Here is a 14371-nt window from a genome sequence, read left to right as displayed (position 1 = left end):
CTTCTCTCCTACATCGACATTTTAATCAGTTGGGCAATAGCAAAATTTTTCTTTGCCATTGCGAAATCATACGGTGTTGCTCCGTCATTATTTTTTACATTCGGATCAGCTTTCGCTTTTAGGAGAAAATCGACCACTTTTTCATTTCCGCTGAATGCGGCTTGATGGAGCGGTGTAATCCCGTCGTTATTGGCGAGATTGACGTCGGCTTTGCGCATCACTACAAACGTAACCAGCTCCAAATCTTTTTTCTTTATCGCTAAAATCAGCGGAGTATTACCCTGAAAATCCTGTGCGTTGATATCGGCACCGTAATCGAGCAAAAGCTGAGAAATTTTCAAATCACCCATTTTGATAGCCACATGCAGTGCCGTCAATCCGGCTTTGTTTTGCTCATCAACATTTTTATGAAGTTTCAAGTGTGCTTTGATTTTTTCACTGTTTCCCTCATAAGCATAATCATGTAAAACTCCTCCATAAAGGAGTGTTGAAATAAAAATAGTGATTAAAGCTAAACGCATTGATTACTCCTTAACAAACCGTATCATCTTAAATCGTTCCCCCATCAACGAGGGGGTGATGAGAATTTTTACTTTTTCCAGCTCTTGGGCATAGATATCCTCTCCGGCATGTTCTTTAAGCATCGCAAGAAGATCCAGAATCCCCATTTCGACCAATGCGACCAACTGAGTTGCATACTGGGCACACGCTACTCCTGACTCTGCGTAGGCATCTTTCACATGCGTAAAGTTGACATCATACGTGATATCGCTTTTTCCAAAAGATTCAGAGCGATTGAGTGCTTCATCAAAGAGGGGAAAGGTTTGATGCGTTTGGTAGACACGGATCGAAAAATCACTCCGTGCACTCAGTTCACCGTAATCAAAGCTCATAAACTCAAACCGCTTCGAGCTCTTTTGCATCGCGTGAGCGAATGATTCGTATCCTAAAACAATTTCCCCACGATCTTGCTGATATTTTTGTGCCAATGCAGCAATTTTAGGATCATCAATATCGAAATGGATTTCATGATTCTCCACGTGCGCAATTTTCCCTTTGTAAAAAAGCTCACACGAAAACGCATCAAAAATCTCATTGGCGATAAAAAAAGTCGATTGTTCATTCAGTTCACACAAATCGCTGTAGTGTTCTAAAGAAACCGCATTGCCGAACGATTCGTCAAAATAATTTTGTTGAGCCATCCTTAGGTTTTCAAACCGCTCTATGATCCCAAATCGAAGACTCTGCACTAATTGCGGTCGGAGGGTATGGATAAACTCGATGATATCGGCGAGTAAATAGCCGTGATGGGCACCGATCTCACAGATGAGCGAGTCGGAACGTAAAAACCCATCATCGATGCGTTTGATGATATGATTGGCAATAGAGCCTCCAAAGAATTTGGACGTACTCACCGCCGTGTAAAAATCCCCTTTTTTACCGATCGGACGATACGAGGCATAATACCCCTCGGCTCCATAAAGCCATTGCTCCATATACTCGCTAAATTGCACGTCTGCCCTTAAAGAGTTGCGATCGCTTTTTCAAGACGCGCAAACCCCTCATCGATGTCCGCTTTGGTGATCGTGAGCGGCGGGAGGAAGCGAAGGGTATTGCGCCCCGCTTTGAGGACGATTACCCCTGCTTCACGTGCGGCATTGATAATTTTACCCAAAGTATCAGCGTCTACGACACGAAGCCCGCGCATCATTCCCAAACCGACATGCTCTAAGAAAATCGCAGGATGAGCACTTGCGAATTTCGCTAAAGACGTTTCGAAATAGAGGAGATGTTCATCCAGTTCGCCGCTCTCTTTAATCTCTTCAAGGATGTCAAGCACCTCATTCGCCGCTGCGGTTGAGAGGTAGTTCCCCCCGAAAGTCGATCCGTGATCTCCTGGGGCGAAAATATCTTTTTTACTTGTCATAACGACACCGATCGGGACACCCCCGCCAAGCCCTTTTGCCAACGTGATAACATCGGGTTCGATCCCATAAAGGTTTGAAGCCAAAAACTCACCTGTGCGGTAAATTCCCGTCTGCACTTCATCCACCATCAGTAAGATATCGCGTGATTTGAGCATCGCAGCTAATGCTTGCACTTTCGTGCGATCCTGTGGCTGGACTCCACCCTCCCCTTGTACCAATTCGATCATCACCGCAACCGTATGATCATCGATTAATGATTCGATCTCATCGATATTTTTGGCATACACAAATCCGTCTGGAAACGGACCGAAATAATTATGCATCGACTCTTGTCCCGTCGCTTTGAGCGCCGTAATCGTACGACCGTGGAAGGAGTGATCGAGCGTGATGATTTTATAGCGCTTTGGCTGCCCTTCTATCTCTCCGTACTTGCGGGCAATTTTAATAGCCCCTTCGTTTGCTTCGGCACCGCTGTTGCCGAAAAAACATTTCATGTCATAGCCGCTCAGCTGAACGATACGGCGTGCACATTCGGCTTGGGGTTCGATGTAATAGAGATTCGATACGTGGATCACTTTACTAACTTGATCGCATATTGCTTTGGTAAGACGGTCATTAGCATGTCCGACACTGCACACTGCGATTCCCGCTGCAAAATCAATGTACTCTTTCCCCTCACTGTCGATCAGAATCGCATTTTTTCCTGCCGTAAAACTGACGTTTTGGCGTCCATACGTCGGCAATACATAATTATCAAAATTTTTAGTCATTTTTTTGTCACCTTTATTTTATTTTCTTGATACACGGCACTCTCCCCCTCATAGCTTAGCAATGAAGGAGTAAGTACATTCACATGGGGAGTTCCTGAATAAATCAGCACGCAATCGCGCCTCAAAGAGGCATTATGCCGCACTGGCATATCAACCGTTCCCGTGTGCGAAGAGAGCTGAACGATCTCCCCCTCTTCAAATCCTGCCTCAGGATGGAGATAAACTCCCTCAGCCCTTTTAAACTGCGAATTAAGCCCTTTTGTGTATTTCGAGGTGATGAGATAAAATCCCTCTTCTTTATCAATCTCTAAATCGACCTCGTCTAAAAATTCAAATTCACCGTTTTCAAATCCCTCTGCATAGGTGATTTTAGGAGAATTTGAACGATATCCGACACCCTCAGAAAACTCGATTTGTTGTCGAAAAAAATCCAGATAATATTCTTCGCTCTCCAACTCTACTCCGAACGCTTCGCACAACTGCCGAGTCAATTCATATTCGCAGATCCCGATCTCACTCTTGAGCAATCGTGGCATCTCTTGAAGCGTATAATCACCATACGAACTGCGAAAATCATTTTTTTCTAAAAATGTTTTTGCCGGTATCACCAAATCAGCCAAGCGAGAAGTCTCGTTTTCATACAATCCGAAATAAACACTAAATCCTGAGGAGGCAAACCGTTCTCTTACCACTGCCGTATTGGGCATTTGTGAGAGGGGATTGCCACCTTGAATAAAAACACAATTATACTTCGAAAAATCAACTGTTGGCTTACTGACACGATGAGAAATACTCTTAAACGGAAGTTCGATACCACTCAGAGAATTCCCAAGATAACTTACTCCGCTTCCGCACTTGCCAAAAAGTCCCATAATTGCTCCAAAGGCATCAATAGCGCGGAGTACATCGGCACCGTTACGGTATTTCTGAACACCGATACCGACCAAAACAGCTGTCTTTTTTCCCTGAATCAATTCCAGCATTGCTCCGATTTGCCCTAGACTCACATCGATTGCATCAAGGGTCGCTTTGATTCGAACACTCTGGGTTAGTTCATAAAAATCGTTGTACTCGCTGGCATGTTCTTCTAAAAATTCTTTGTCGTGCAACCCTTCAATCATGGCGAATCGGCTGAGCAGTAATGCCAAATGTAAATCGCAATGAGGTTTGATTTGAATATGTAAATCGGCCTTTTGTGCCATTGGAGTCTTTATCGGATCGATCACAATGATCGTCTTCCCCTCCAAAAACGGTAACAGATGAGAGTGGGTCGTATGGGGGTTGCGTCCCCAAAAAATCACCACCTCGCTCTGTGCTATCATCTGCGGTGTTAATACCTCATTTTTACCGCGTCCCGCTAATACACCGGCCTCTCCTGCACCGTCGCATAACGATCCAGAGGTTCCGACTGCTTTGATAGAAGCGAAAAAATGCTCACTTACACGCTGCATCAGAGCAACATTTCCGCTTCCGCGATAGTAAAGGACAGAATCGCTTTTAGAACTTTGCAATACATCTATCAGAGTTTGTATCGCTGTCTCCATCGAAATATCTTGCCCTCGAAGCTTGGGAGTAATCAAACGATCCTGTTCTGTGAAATGGTTGAGATTCGGGCACAAAAAACCTCGCGTAACAGGATGGGTTTTATCGCCCTTTAGCTTCTGATTCTCATCCAGGAGTATACGGCATGCATCGTAACAATCGAGAGGGCAGGCAGTAGCTTGATTCATGTTCTATTACTTTTCTTTTAAAAATAGGTGTTTAGATAAAAAATATTGTGATCCTGTGCGCATTTTACCCTTCACACCCTTTAGTTTTTAGTAAAAAAAACTCTCGAATAGGATATGATAAAGAAATATAAAATTATTGAGGTCACTATGTCTCTACTTGAACACGTTGACGCTGCAACCAATTTAGCGAAAAACAACGAAGTCCAACTTTTAGTCTTTAAAATTGATTCGGCAGAATCATCCCCCTATTATGCTATTAACGTATTTAAAACCCGCGAAGTTGTTGAAGCCAAACGCCATCACCTCACCCAAATTCCCGGGGCGCATCCATTACTGGAGGGAACCATCGTTTTGCGCGAAATGCAGATCCCTATCCTCAATCTCCCACGATGGCTTGATGCTGAACTTGACGATGCCCATAAAAAAACCTCTAATCTCCTCATATGCGATTTTAACGGAATCATTATCGGAATTCGTATCATGTACGCGTATCGTGTTATCAAAAAGAATTGGAACGAAATGCACTCGCCTGACAGCTATCGTTTGGGAGACGATGGTTTAGTGATCAACGATACCCGTCTGGATGATGGGAGTTTGTGTCTGGTCCTCGATTACGAAAAGCTCCTCGCTGAAGTTATTCCCCAAGCAATGGTCAATGTGGAAATTGCAGCAAAATCACTCGCAAATATTACAATGCCGCCTAAACTCAAAAATGGCGTTGTTCTCATCGCTGAAGATTCCAAAACGGCTCAGCGCCATTTGATCCATATTTTTGAACATGCCCATATAGGTTATCAGATTTTCAATAATGGCAAAGATATGATAGAGTTCATTGCCAAACATCCGAATCCTTCCTCTATCCCCGCCATTATCACGGATATCGAAATGCCTGAAATGTCTGGTTTTACGGTTATTCAACGCCTTAAAGCGAATGCTGAAACCAAATTTATCCCTATTATTGTGAACAGTTCAATGACGGGTGATAATAATAAACGTGAAGCGGCCAGCTTAGGAGCGGATGGGTTTATCGATAAAACAAAAAGTGAAAATATTTTACCATTGATTGTAGAGAAGATGAATGAGATGGAAATGAGACTTCTCCCAAAATAAGGGAGAAGATCAAAAGAGTTATTCGACAACCGCCAAGACTTGACCTGCTTCGATTTTATCATTAACGTTTACATTAATTGATGTTACTTTTCCGGCGCGTGGAGCAACTACGTCAATCTCCATTTTCATCGCTTCCAAAATCATAATTTTATCGCCGGCATTCACACTGTCGCCAACTGCAGCAACCAATTTAAAGACAGAACCCGGAAGTTCAGCACAAATCGCATTTGCGTTCGCTGCAGGAGCGGCAACTACCGCCGGTGCTGCTACTGGAGCAGCAGGTGCTACCGATACTGCCGGAGCAGTTTGAACCGTTGCATTTCCGCCTACGATTTGTACGTTGTATTGTTGTCCGTCTACGATTACTGTGTAAGTACCATTTGCCATAATTAAATTCTCCTGTAGTGTTGATTGAATTTTAGATTCTGCCGTTTTCGGGCTATTTTTTCGAACATTAACTGTCGCTTCCCCTTTAAGAAAAGCAATCCCTTTAACATCACATGAAGCGGCAATGAAAATATTTTCATCCGTTGCTTCAATCCCTTCGTCGCTCAAACGTTTAGTCCAATAAGCGACCGATTTGGTTTCATCACGATCGGCAATATCGATAGCATGATCGGTAGTCGGTTCAAGTTTAAGCTGTTCATGCGCAATACGAACTATTTCAGGATCCGGTGCTGTAGGGGTTTTTCCGAAATACCCCAAAACCATTTTTCCATAACCCGGAGCAATTTTTTTCCATGGCCCCATAAGGGCATTGTTCAATGCCTGTTGGAAGTAAAACTGAGATACCGGAGTAACCGATGTACCGTATCCCCCTTTTTCAACCACTTCACGCATCGCACGGATTACTTCTGGATAGCGATCGAGCATGTTGTTATCACGCATCATTTGGGTATTCGCTGTAAGCGCTCCCCCCGGCATCGGAGAAAATGGAATAAGAGGCGATACTTGTGTCGCTTCCGGCGGCATGAAATAGTCCTTCAGACAATCACCCAAAACATCTTCGTATTTGAGGATTTTTTCGAGTTCAAGCCCGCCAAGATCGAAATTTTTTCCTTTAACCGCGTGCAACATAGTCAAGATATCGGGTTGTGACGTACCGCCGCTCACTGGAGCCGCCGCCATATCAATCCCGTCAACTCCGGCATCGAGCGCGGCAAGATAACATGCAACACTGACCCCTGCCGTCTCATGGGTATGAAGACGCAAATGGGTCCCCTCGGGAACGAGTTTACGTGCCATTGTTAACGTTTCATACACCTTTTGCGGACTCGACGTTCCACTCGCATCTTTAAAGCAGATAGAGCTGTATGGAATCCCGGAATCTAAGATTTCACGAAGTGTTTTCTCATAAAACGCGACGTCGTGCGCTCCGACACATCCCGGAGGAAGATCCATCATCGTAACGACGACTTCGTGTTTCAATCCATGATAAGCGATACGTTCACCCGAATATTTCAGATTTTCGACATCATTGAGGGCATCGAAATTACGAATGGTTGTCGTTCCGTGTTTTTTAAACATTTTGGCATGCAAATCGACCATTTCACGACTGCCCGTATCGAGCATCACCGTATTCACCCCGCGTGCAAGGGTTTGAAGATTTGCATCCGGCCCTACGATAGCACGAAAACGATCCATCATATCAAATGCATTTTCATTCAGATAGAAAAAAAGACTTTGAAAACGGGCACCGCCTCCAAATTCGAAATGTCGGATTCCCGCCTCCGCAGCCGCTTCAACCGCAGGGAAAAAATCTTCCATCAACACCCGTCCGCCGAATACGGACTGAAAGCCGTCACGGAACGTAGTGTCCATCACATCGATGTATTTTTTTGCCATTATACGTAATCCCTACTTCTTTAGATTATTATGGTGGTGAATCACTGCTGCAAGTGCCGCAATTCCTAATAAACCGCCATTTTGAGAGTTTTCCATTTCATGATGATGAAGCGCGGCTGCAATCGCAGCTACTTTTGCTCTTACATCACTGTTTTCCAAATCATGGTGGTGTAATGCTGCTGCAATCGCTGCTACTTTGGCACCTTGTGTACGATCACATGAAGATGCAACGGCACCCTCACCTGCAAAGTTTTGAGATTCCGGGGCATTCTTGGATTGAAACATAGTCAAATATTTCATTACTTTATTGAGTAATTCCATTCGAGATCCCCTAGTTAATTTGCACGCGTAATCTTTACACGATGCGTGATTCTAGTATAAAGTTCATTAAAAAAGATTTACTGCGACCGGTTTCAATGAACCTTTTAGTTTCTTTCGTTACAATCCGCCTCATTATTTTATACACAGAGGTGCCTTATGGATCTAAGCAAAATCGGTTACGGCGAAAATCCGGATAAAGTCAAAGCAATTATTGAGATTGCCTGCGGATCAAACATCAAATATGAAGTTGAAAAAGAGAGCGGTGCACTTGTGCTTGACCGTGTTATGCACTCTGCTATGTACTATCCGGCAAACTACGGCTTTGTCAACAAAACACTTTCCCAAGACGGCGATCCGGCTGATATCTTGATTCTTACCGAGTATCCTATGGTTGAGGGGTGTGTGACTAATTGTCGTTTAGTCGGTGTTCTTATTATGGAAGACGAAAGCGGTATCGATGAAAAATTGCTTGCCGTTCCAACCTCAAAAATCGACCCGACATTCGAAGAGATTCAAGACCTCGGTGATATTCCAAAACACACCTTAGCTAAAATCAAAAACTTCTTTGAAACCTATAAAATGCTTGAACCGGGTAAATGGGTAAAAGTAAAAGGGTTTGAAGACAAAGCATCCGCAACTAAAATCTTAGAAGATGCTATCAAAAATTACAAAGAGTAAACAAAGATGATCGATTTCGGCTCTAGCGATTTTTTTGCCTATGCGATTTTTGGACTGATACTTAATTTTATCTTTTCGATTGCGTTTGGTCTTTATCTCAGCAACAATATCGGAGTCGAAGAGATGATGCACTCCAAAGGAGATCGCGAGCAACCATGGTGGCTCTCTCTCTCACTCGCTATCCCCTACGCTAAAATGGTCATTACCCTTTATCGGGTTGCCATTTTACAGCTCTACTTTCTCGATCAGGGAAAAAGTCACAAAGAGTATTGGATCTATTTAACCAGCGAAGAGTCGTAAACCTTTGGAAAAAAATGTTTCATTTTTACTCATGAGCTATTTTTTTAACCTTTTTTTTACAGCTTTTAGAAAACTTTTTAGCTTGAAACTTAAAGTAACAGCAATATAGTTAACATTTTAACACGCAATACAACCATATCGTTGCCTAAACTTAAACACAGCTTTCCCTCTGTACGGTAGCGTACCCCCCTTTTCTATTACTTTTTCTTAACTGATTCATTTAGAAAGGACACACCATTGTTATAATCCTCCCAGTACCCTAAAATTTCATATTCCATAATCGAGGTGCAAATTTGAGATTTCTTTCCCTAATACTACTGCTTGCTTTATCACTTTTTGGTGATTCCATGACCCCTAAACAACTCCATGTATTACAAACCGTACGCGATGTCGCAAAATCGATTCCCGATAGAAACGGCAACACGTATGAAAATACAGTCAGTGCGATTTGTTTAACGGAGAGCAGTGCCGGGAAAAATACCATAGGCGACTTCAGACATAAAAAATCATTTACCAAAGCTTCTCTGGGTCCGATGCAGATTCAAGTTGCTACCGCACGCCACGTCTCACAAAACGTTAAAAAACTCCGCTGGCTTAATAAGCTTAGCGACGTACAGTTGGCTGGACGATTGTTGGGAGATATTAAACTCTCTGCTCAAGTCGCTACCCACTATCTGGTTTTGCTCCAAAATAAACGATTGGATAATTTTTATGCCATTAGCGGCTACAACGGCGGTTTTTCAAATCGTCCCTATTACAATCGTGTCATGAAGAATATGAACCTGGTCAACCATCTCGTCTCTTCGGGTAAGCTATCATAATTTTTAAGCTATAATATCCTATCTACTGCGCAGGGGAGGATGATTATGAATGATGATAAGCTCAAAGTAATGCTCGCTATTTTAAGCGGTGTCGTTTTTAGTCTCATCTTTATCCTCCTCGCTTTCATTCTCCCTATTCATCCTGATAAGGTGCCGCAAAAAACAATGGATTCTGAGTTGCAGAAGCTCTCCAAAGAGTACCAACGAAACAAATATACCCCTCCTCCTCCTGAACACTAATTGCACCTCATTTGAAGCAATACAATTAGGCTATGCAAAAAGCAACAGTTAATTACTCTATAATATTCTACTTAGCGTGAGGAAGAGTGATGAAAATTGCCGTATCTGCTTGTTTAGTGGGGGAAAAAATCCGTTTTGACGGTGGACATAAACAAGAATATTTTATTACCGATGAGCTTAGTCAATTTGCTGAGTTTATCTCATTTTGTCCTGAACATTTGGCATTCGGTACACCCCGACCTTCTGTACGGCTGGTACGCTTACAAGGTGGAACTCATATACAAACCAACAAAGACGGAAGTGATCTCACTGAAGCGCTTCTACAAACAAGCCATACTGAACTCGCAAAAATTTCGCTTCAACCGCTATGTGGAATTATTTTCAAATCCAAATCTCCAAGCTGCGGCATGTCAAGTGCCAAAATGTATCTGGACAATGGATTTTGCGAAGGGAAAGAAGATGGAGTATTTACAGCCCTTTGCAAAAAACACTATCCTCTCCTGCCAATGGAAGAGGAAGGACGGCTTCAGGATGCATGGTTGAGAGAAAATTTTATTATGCAGATTTTTGCCTTCGATGCGTTTGAACAGTTTAAAGCCTCTGATTCTGCGATAAAAGAGTTAGTTCAATTTCACACGAAATATAAGTTTATGCTTCAGGCCAAAGACGAAAAGCTGTACCGCTTTCTTGGAAATATCGTAGCCAACCGTGATAATATCAGTTTCGAGGCCCTTTTGAAACGCTATGAAGAGGGTTTTAAAACAGCTATTTCTAAAAAAAGCTCGATTAAAAAAACACGTAATGTTTTGGAACATTTAGCCGGATTTTTCAAAAATGAACTCACGAAAGATGAAAAAGAGGCCCTTCATACTCAGATCACTGATTATGCTCAAAAAATTATCCCTCTGATCGTCCCTCTCTCTACTATCTCCCTCTATGCACAAAAATACCGTACCGAGTATCTCTTGGGACAAACTTTTCTAAATCCCTATCCTAAAACGCTAGCATTGCGGTCTCATCTCACCGCAGGAAAATAACGATGAGACGGATATTATGGTTTCGCAGAGATTTACGGACGGAAGACAACCCCCTCCTTTCACAAGAGGGAAACGTTCTTCCTCTCTTTATTTTTGATCCTAATATTCTCTCATCACTTGACGCAGATGACCGTCGTATCTCATTTATTTACCACTCCCTCATCAATCTCAAAACCTCTTTGAAAAAAATGGGGCTTGATTTAGCTATTTTTTATGGCAAACCCAGTGAAGTGTTTCAATGGCTTCTTTTACATGACCACTATGACGAAGTATGTGCTTCGGGCGACTATGATCGCTATGCTCTCGAACGTGATCGGCAGATATCCCATTTACTGCCGTTTAACTATCTGCATGACACCTATATCTTTCGCAGTGATGAAGTGGTTAAAAATGACGGAACCCCCTATCAAGTTTTCACCCCATTTTATAACCGTGCCAAAATTCTCTTCACCCCTTTTCATATGCATGAATATCTACCGGTACAACAACAACTTCACTCATTTGATTATGAATCACTCCATCAAATCACGTGTATGGAGTACGCAAAAGCACCTATAGAGCTCGAATCAATCGGATTTGCCCATAATCCAATCCCTCAGCAAGAACGCTCTCCTGAGACAAAACTCGGATTGTTTGCGTCAAAACTTGAACATTATGCAAATAATCGCGATTTTATGGTTCAAGAGACAACGTCCGATTTGAGCAGTGACGTACGTTTTGGAACCATTTCCATTCGTGCGTTGCTACGATGGATGAGCATACAAAAAAAAGAAGGAATTGATACCGAACCGTTTTTTAGACAACTCATCTTTCGAGAATTTTACGCAATGCTTTTAGTCCATTTTCCCCATCTCAGCGAACGTAATTTTCGCTATCCGTTCAAAGGGATACCAAACACAGACTACTTTGAAGCCTTTTGCACAGCCCGAACGGGTGTCCCGATTGTTGACGCAGGAATAAGAGAGCTTTTGCAGACAGGCCGCATGCATAATCGTGTACGGATGATTACCGCATCTTTTTTTACCAAAAATCTCTTGTTGCCATGGCAATGGGGTGAGCATTTTTTTGCAAAATATCTGATAGATTACGATGCAAGTTCCAATATACTATCCTGGCAATGGAGTGCGGGTACGGGGGTTGATCCTCAACCTTATTTTAGGATTTTCAATCCCTATGCCCAAGCTGCAAAATTTGACATTAAAGGGGATTATATCCGCCGATGGGTTCCGGAATTTGGTGCCATTTCTCCTCAAATTCTCCATAATGAAGAGGCATTAAGCCTGTTGGATCTCAACAACTATCCGCCCCCCATCGTTAGCCATAAAGTCAGTTCAAAAAAAGCATTGGAATATTTTTATCACCATTCAAAATAAATCCCTCAAAAATGTGCTATCATATTTACTTACGATGTTTTTTGTTGAAAGGAGCGTTGAACCTTGGACAGCAATACTCTTATTCCGGCATTTGATTGTATGAGCGACGAGCAGTTAGAAGAATTTCGACGGCTGAAATTTGCCATCAGCTCTTCCGAAGACGGCATTTGGGAATACAATATCCAAAAAAAAACAACCTATGTCTCAAAACGATGGCTTGAAATTATCGGTTACGCTGAAAATGAGTATCACAGTTCCATCGAAGCATGGAAGTCGATGCTTCATCTCGATGATGTCGAAAAGGCCGTAGGGATTCTCTTTAACTCCATTGCGAACAAAATTGAAAGCGCACACGTACGCTATCGAATTCGTCATAAAAACGGTCACTGGCTCTGGATATACGACCGCGCTAAGATTCTCTTTGATGCGAACGGAGACCCCCTTATCGTTGCGGGATTTCGAACCGATATCACCCATCAAGTCGAGCTCGAAAACCACAAAAAGGAACTCGCCACCATCGTCCAACATGCTACGATGGAGGTTTATATCGCCGATGCCGAAACTCTCAAATACCTCTATGCTAATGACGGGGCATTAAAAGCACTGGGGTATACGCTGGAAGATCTCCAGCAACTCTCTATCAGCGATATCAATCCCGAACTGACGCAGGAGCAAATCGAAACGTTTCGGCAATATCTCAACACGATCAGCCCTGTACTCAGTAACATCTCTTATCATAAACGAAAAAATGGAACCATTTACCCCGTGCAGGCAAGCGTACATAGATTAAGCTATCTCGGACGACCCGCTGTGGTTATTTTTGATACCGATATTACAGAACTCAATGAAACCCAAAACAAGCTGCTTCATCTTGCAACACACGATTCACTGACCGGGCTGCCTAACCGTATTTTATTTAATGATCGCCTCCAAATGGCCCTAAAAAAGAATCAGCGCCATCATGAAAAAATAGCGGTACTTTTTATCGATCTCGACCACTTTAAACAGATCAATGATTCATTGGGACACCCAATGGGTGACAAACTCCTGATTCAAGTAGCCCTTCGGCTTCAATCGATTTTACGGGAATGCGATACCATAGCCCGTATGGGGGGAGATGAGTTTAATATCCTTATCGATTCGCTGAATCAAATCGAAAACCTTACCGACATCGTAGAGAAATTAATCCACGCTTTCAAAGAACCCTTCTCCGTCCAAGGACATATTTTATACACAACGCTCAGCATCGGTATCGCCCTCTCTCCTGATGATGGTATCTCAACCGAACTCCTCCTTAAAAATGCCGATACCGCGATGTACCGAGCCAAAAATGAGGGGAGAAATACCTACCGATTTTATGCCAATGAGATGGGGGACAAAGCTGTTGAGCGAGTTATGATGGAAAATTCGTTACGCATAGCCCTCAAAGAGAATCAATTTGCAGTCTATTATCAACCGCAAGTTGATCTACTCAGCCATAAGTGGGTCGGTATGGAAGCTCTGGTACGATGGATTCATCCAACTTTGGGAGTGGTCTCGCCTGCTAGTTTTATCCCTTTGTGTGAAGAGATGGGCTTGATTCAAGAGCTTGATTTTATGGTTTTGGAAAATGTTGTAAAGCAACATATCCTATGGCAAAACGAAGGGATATGCGCCCCAAAAACCGCTGTCAACTTCTCCGCCAAAACACTCGCCAATCGAAACATTGCCAAAGAGGTTTGGTCCATCTTGGAATTTTACCATTGCCCGTATCAGTGTATTGCAATCGAGGTAACGGAATCCCAAATTATGCGTAATCCGCAAGAAGCGATCGAAATTTTGGGTGAGTTTAAAGCATTAGGATTAGAGATATCGGTCGATGATTTTGGAACCGGATATTCCTCCCTCTCTTATCTCAAACGACTTCCCATCGATAAACTAAAAATCGATCAGAGTTTCATACATGATATTCCTGAGGATGAAGATGATATGGCGATTACAAAAACCATCATCGGCTTAGCCCGGAATCTCAAGCTCGATGTTATTGCCGAAGGGGTTGAAACGGCTGAACAAGAGAACTTTCTCCTCCAAAATGGTTGTACACTGGCGCAAGGTTATCTCTATGACAGGCCGCTGGACACACAAACAACAACCTTGCGCTTACACGAATAAGATATTAATGAGGTTTTCATACCTATTTAATGCTATAATTTTTTATTCTTACAGCACGGAGGCTGCT

14 protein-coding genes are annotated in these 14371 nt (G+C 42.8%); 8 read left to right on the top strand and 6 right to left on the bottom strand.

Annotated features, from left to right (window positions below; translation table 11 throughout):
• Positions 1-8 precede the first annotated feature (8 nt).
• The 4 genes from B649_RS04205 to B649_RS04190 are packed head-to-tail and all read right to left on the bottom strand — an operon-like array spanning position 9 to position 4428.
• A complete protein-coding gene (locus B649_RS04205; RefSeq protein WP_015653261.1) occupies positions 9-521 on the bottom strand; it encodes an ankyrin repeat domain-containing protein in 513 nt (170 codons plus the stop codon).
• Between the two features lie 3 nt (positions 522-524).
• Complete coding sequence (locus B649_RS04200) at positions 525-1514, bottom strand: SAM-dependent methyltransferase (protein ID WP_015653260.1); 990 nt, start codon at positions 1512-1514, stop codon at positions 525-527.
• Positions 1515-1522: 8 nt separating this feature from the next.
• The gene (locus B649_RS04195; protein WP_015653259.1) at positions 1523-2698 is read right to left on the bottom strand and encodes an aspartate aminotransferase family protein; all 1176 of its coding nucleotides are present in this window, start codon (positions 2696-2698) and stop codon (positions 1523-1525) included.
• Positions 2695-4428, bottom strand: a complete 1734-nt coding sequence (locus B649_RS04190; protein WP_015653258.1) for a molybdopterin-dependent oxidoreductase — start codon at positions 4426-4428, stop codon at positions 2695-2697. The genes B649_RS04195 and B649_RS04190 overlap by 4 nt, the downstream gene beginning before the upstream one ends.
• Before the next feature lie 147 nt (positions 4429-4575).
• Here B649_RS04190 and B649_RS04185 point away from each other — a divergent pair, with 147 nt between their 5' ends.
• Positions 4576-5538, top strand: coding sequence for a chemotaxis protein (locus B649_RS04185; protein WP_015653257.1), 963 nt, complete (start codon positions 4576-4578; stop codon positions 5536-5538).
• Between the two features lie 18 nt (positions 5539-5556).
• On the opposite strand, the gene B649_RS04180 is transcribed toward B649_RS04185, so the two are convergent.
• Both B649_RS04180 and B649_RS04175 read right to left on the bottom strand, forming a co-directional pair.
• Positions 5557-7383, bottom strand: coding sequence for a biotin/lipoyl-containing protein (locus B649_RS04180; protein WP_015653256.1), 1827 nt, complete (start codon positions 7381-7383; stop codon positions 5557-5559).
• 12 nt (positions 7384-7395) lie between these two features.
• Positions 7396-7704: a hypothetical protein gene (locus tag B649_RS04175; protein WP_015653255.1), complete on the bottom strand. Its 309-nt coding sequence runs from the start codon at positions 7702-7704 to the stop codon at positions 7396-7398.
• A 156-nt stretch (positions 7705-7860) separates the two neighbouring features.
• Here B649_RS04175 and ppa point away from each other — a divergent pair, with 156 nt between their 5' ends.
• From ppa to B649_RS04140, 7 genes are all read left to right on the top strand, one after another.
• Entirely contained in the window at positions 7861-8382 is a 522-nt protein-coding gene (ppa, locus tag B649_RS04170; RefSeq protein ID WP_015653254.1) for an inorganic diphosphatase, read from the top strand.
• A gap of 6 nt (positions 8383-8388) precedes the next feature.
• On the top strand, positions 8389-8682 hold the full coding sequence (locus B649_RS04165) for a hypothetical protein (RefSeq protein WP_015653253.1): 294 nt from the start codon (positions 8389-8391) through the stop codon (positions 8680-8682).
• A gap of 347 nt (positions 8683-9029) precedes the next feature.
• Entirely contained in the window at positions 9030-9503 is a 474-nt protein-coding gene (locus B649_RS04160) for a transglycosylase SLT domain-containing protein (protein WP_015653252.1), read from the top strand.
• A gap of 45 nt (positions 9504-9548) precedes the next feature.
• Positions 9549-9743 (top strand): hypothetical protein, encoded by a 195-nt coding sequence (locus B649_RS04155; protein ID WP_015653251.1) that lies wholly within the window; start codon positions 9549-9551, stop codon positions 9741-9743.
• Positions 9744-9832: 89 nt separating this feature from the next.
• The gene (locus B649_RS04150) at positions 9833-10780 is read left to right on the top strand and encodes a DUF523 and DUF1722 domain-containing protein (RefSeq protein ID WP_015653250.1); all 948 of its coding nucleotides are present in this window, start codon (positions 9833-9835) and stop codon (positions 10778-10780) included.
• 2 nt (positions 10781-10782) lie between these two features.
• Positions 10783-12153 (top strand): deoxyribodipyrimidine photo-lyase, encoded by a 1371-nt coding sequence (locus B649_RS04145; protein ID WP_015653249.1) that lies wholly within the window; start codon positions 10783-10785, stop codon positions 12151-12153.
• A gap of 63 nt (positions 12154-12216) precedes the next feature.
• On the top strand, positions 12217-14304 hold the full coding sequence (locus B649_RS04140) for a GGDEF and EAL domain-containing protein (RefSeq protein ID WP_015653248.1): 2088 nt from the start codon (positions 12217-12219) through the stop codon (positions 14302-14304).
• Positions 14305-14371 lie beyond the last annotated feature (67 nt).

Origin of the sequence: Candidatus Sulfuricurvum sp. RIFRC-1 (assembly GCF_000310245.1) — a bacterium.
Taxonomy (GTDB): Bacteria; Campylobacterota; Campylobacteria; order Campylobacterales; family Sulfurimonadaceae; genus Sulfuricurvum.
The sequence above is the reverse complement of the archived record's forward strand: the minus strand, read 5'-3'. Positions and strand labels throughout refer to the sequence as shown.

Excerpts from the sequence above, each read along its gene's own strand:
- B649_RS04150 (WP_015653250.1), top strand. The coding sequence starts at position 9,833 with ATGAAAATTGCCGTATCTGCTTGTTTAGTGGGGGAAAAAATCCGTTTT.
- B649_RS04165 (WP_015653253.1), top strand. The coding sequence starts at position 8,389 with ATGATCGATTTCGGCTCTAGCGATTTTTTTGCCTATGCGATTTTTGGA.
- B649_RS04180 (WP_015653256.1), bottom strand. The coding sequence starts at position 7,383 with ATGGCAAAAAAATACATCGATGTGATGGACACTACGTTCCGTGACGGC.
- B649_RS04205 (WP_015653261.1), bottom strand. The coding sequence starts at position 521 with ATGCGTTTAGCTTTAATCACTATTTTTATTTCAACACTCCTTTATGGA.
- B649_RS04155 (WP_015653251.1), top strand. The coding sequence starts at position 9,549 with ATGAATGATGATAAGCTCAAAGTAATGCTCGCTATTTTAAGCGGTGTC.
- B649_RS04195 (WP_015653259.1), bottom strand. The coding sequence starts at position 2,698 with ATGACTAAAAATTTTGATAATTATGTATTGCCGACGTATGGACGCCAA.
- B649_RS04185 (WP_015653257.1), top strand. The coding sequence starts at position 4,576 with ATGTCTCTACTTGAACACGTTGACGCTGCAACCAATTTAGCGAAAAAC.
- ppa (WP_015653254.1), top strand. The coding sequence starts at position 7,861 with ATGGATCTAAGCAAAATCGGTTACGGCGAAAATCCGGATAAAGTCAAA.
- B649_RS04145 (WP_015653249.1), top strand. The coding sequence starts at position 10,783 with ATGAGACGGATATTATGGTTTCGCAGAGATTTACGGACGGAAGACAAC.
- B649_RS04160 (WP_015653252.1), top strand. The coding sequence starts at position 9,030 with ATGACCCCTAAACAACTCCATGTATTACAAACCGTACGCGATGTCGCA.
- B649_RS04175 (WP_015653255.1), bottom strand. The coding sequence starts at position 7,704 with ATGGAATTACTCAATAAAGTAATGAAATATTTGACTATGTTTCAATCC.
- B649_RS04190 (WP_015653258.1), bottom strand. The coding sequence starts at position 4,428 with ATGAATCAAGCTACTGCCTGCCCTCTCGATTGTTACGATGCATGCCGT.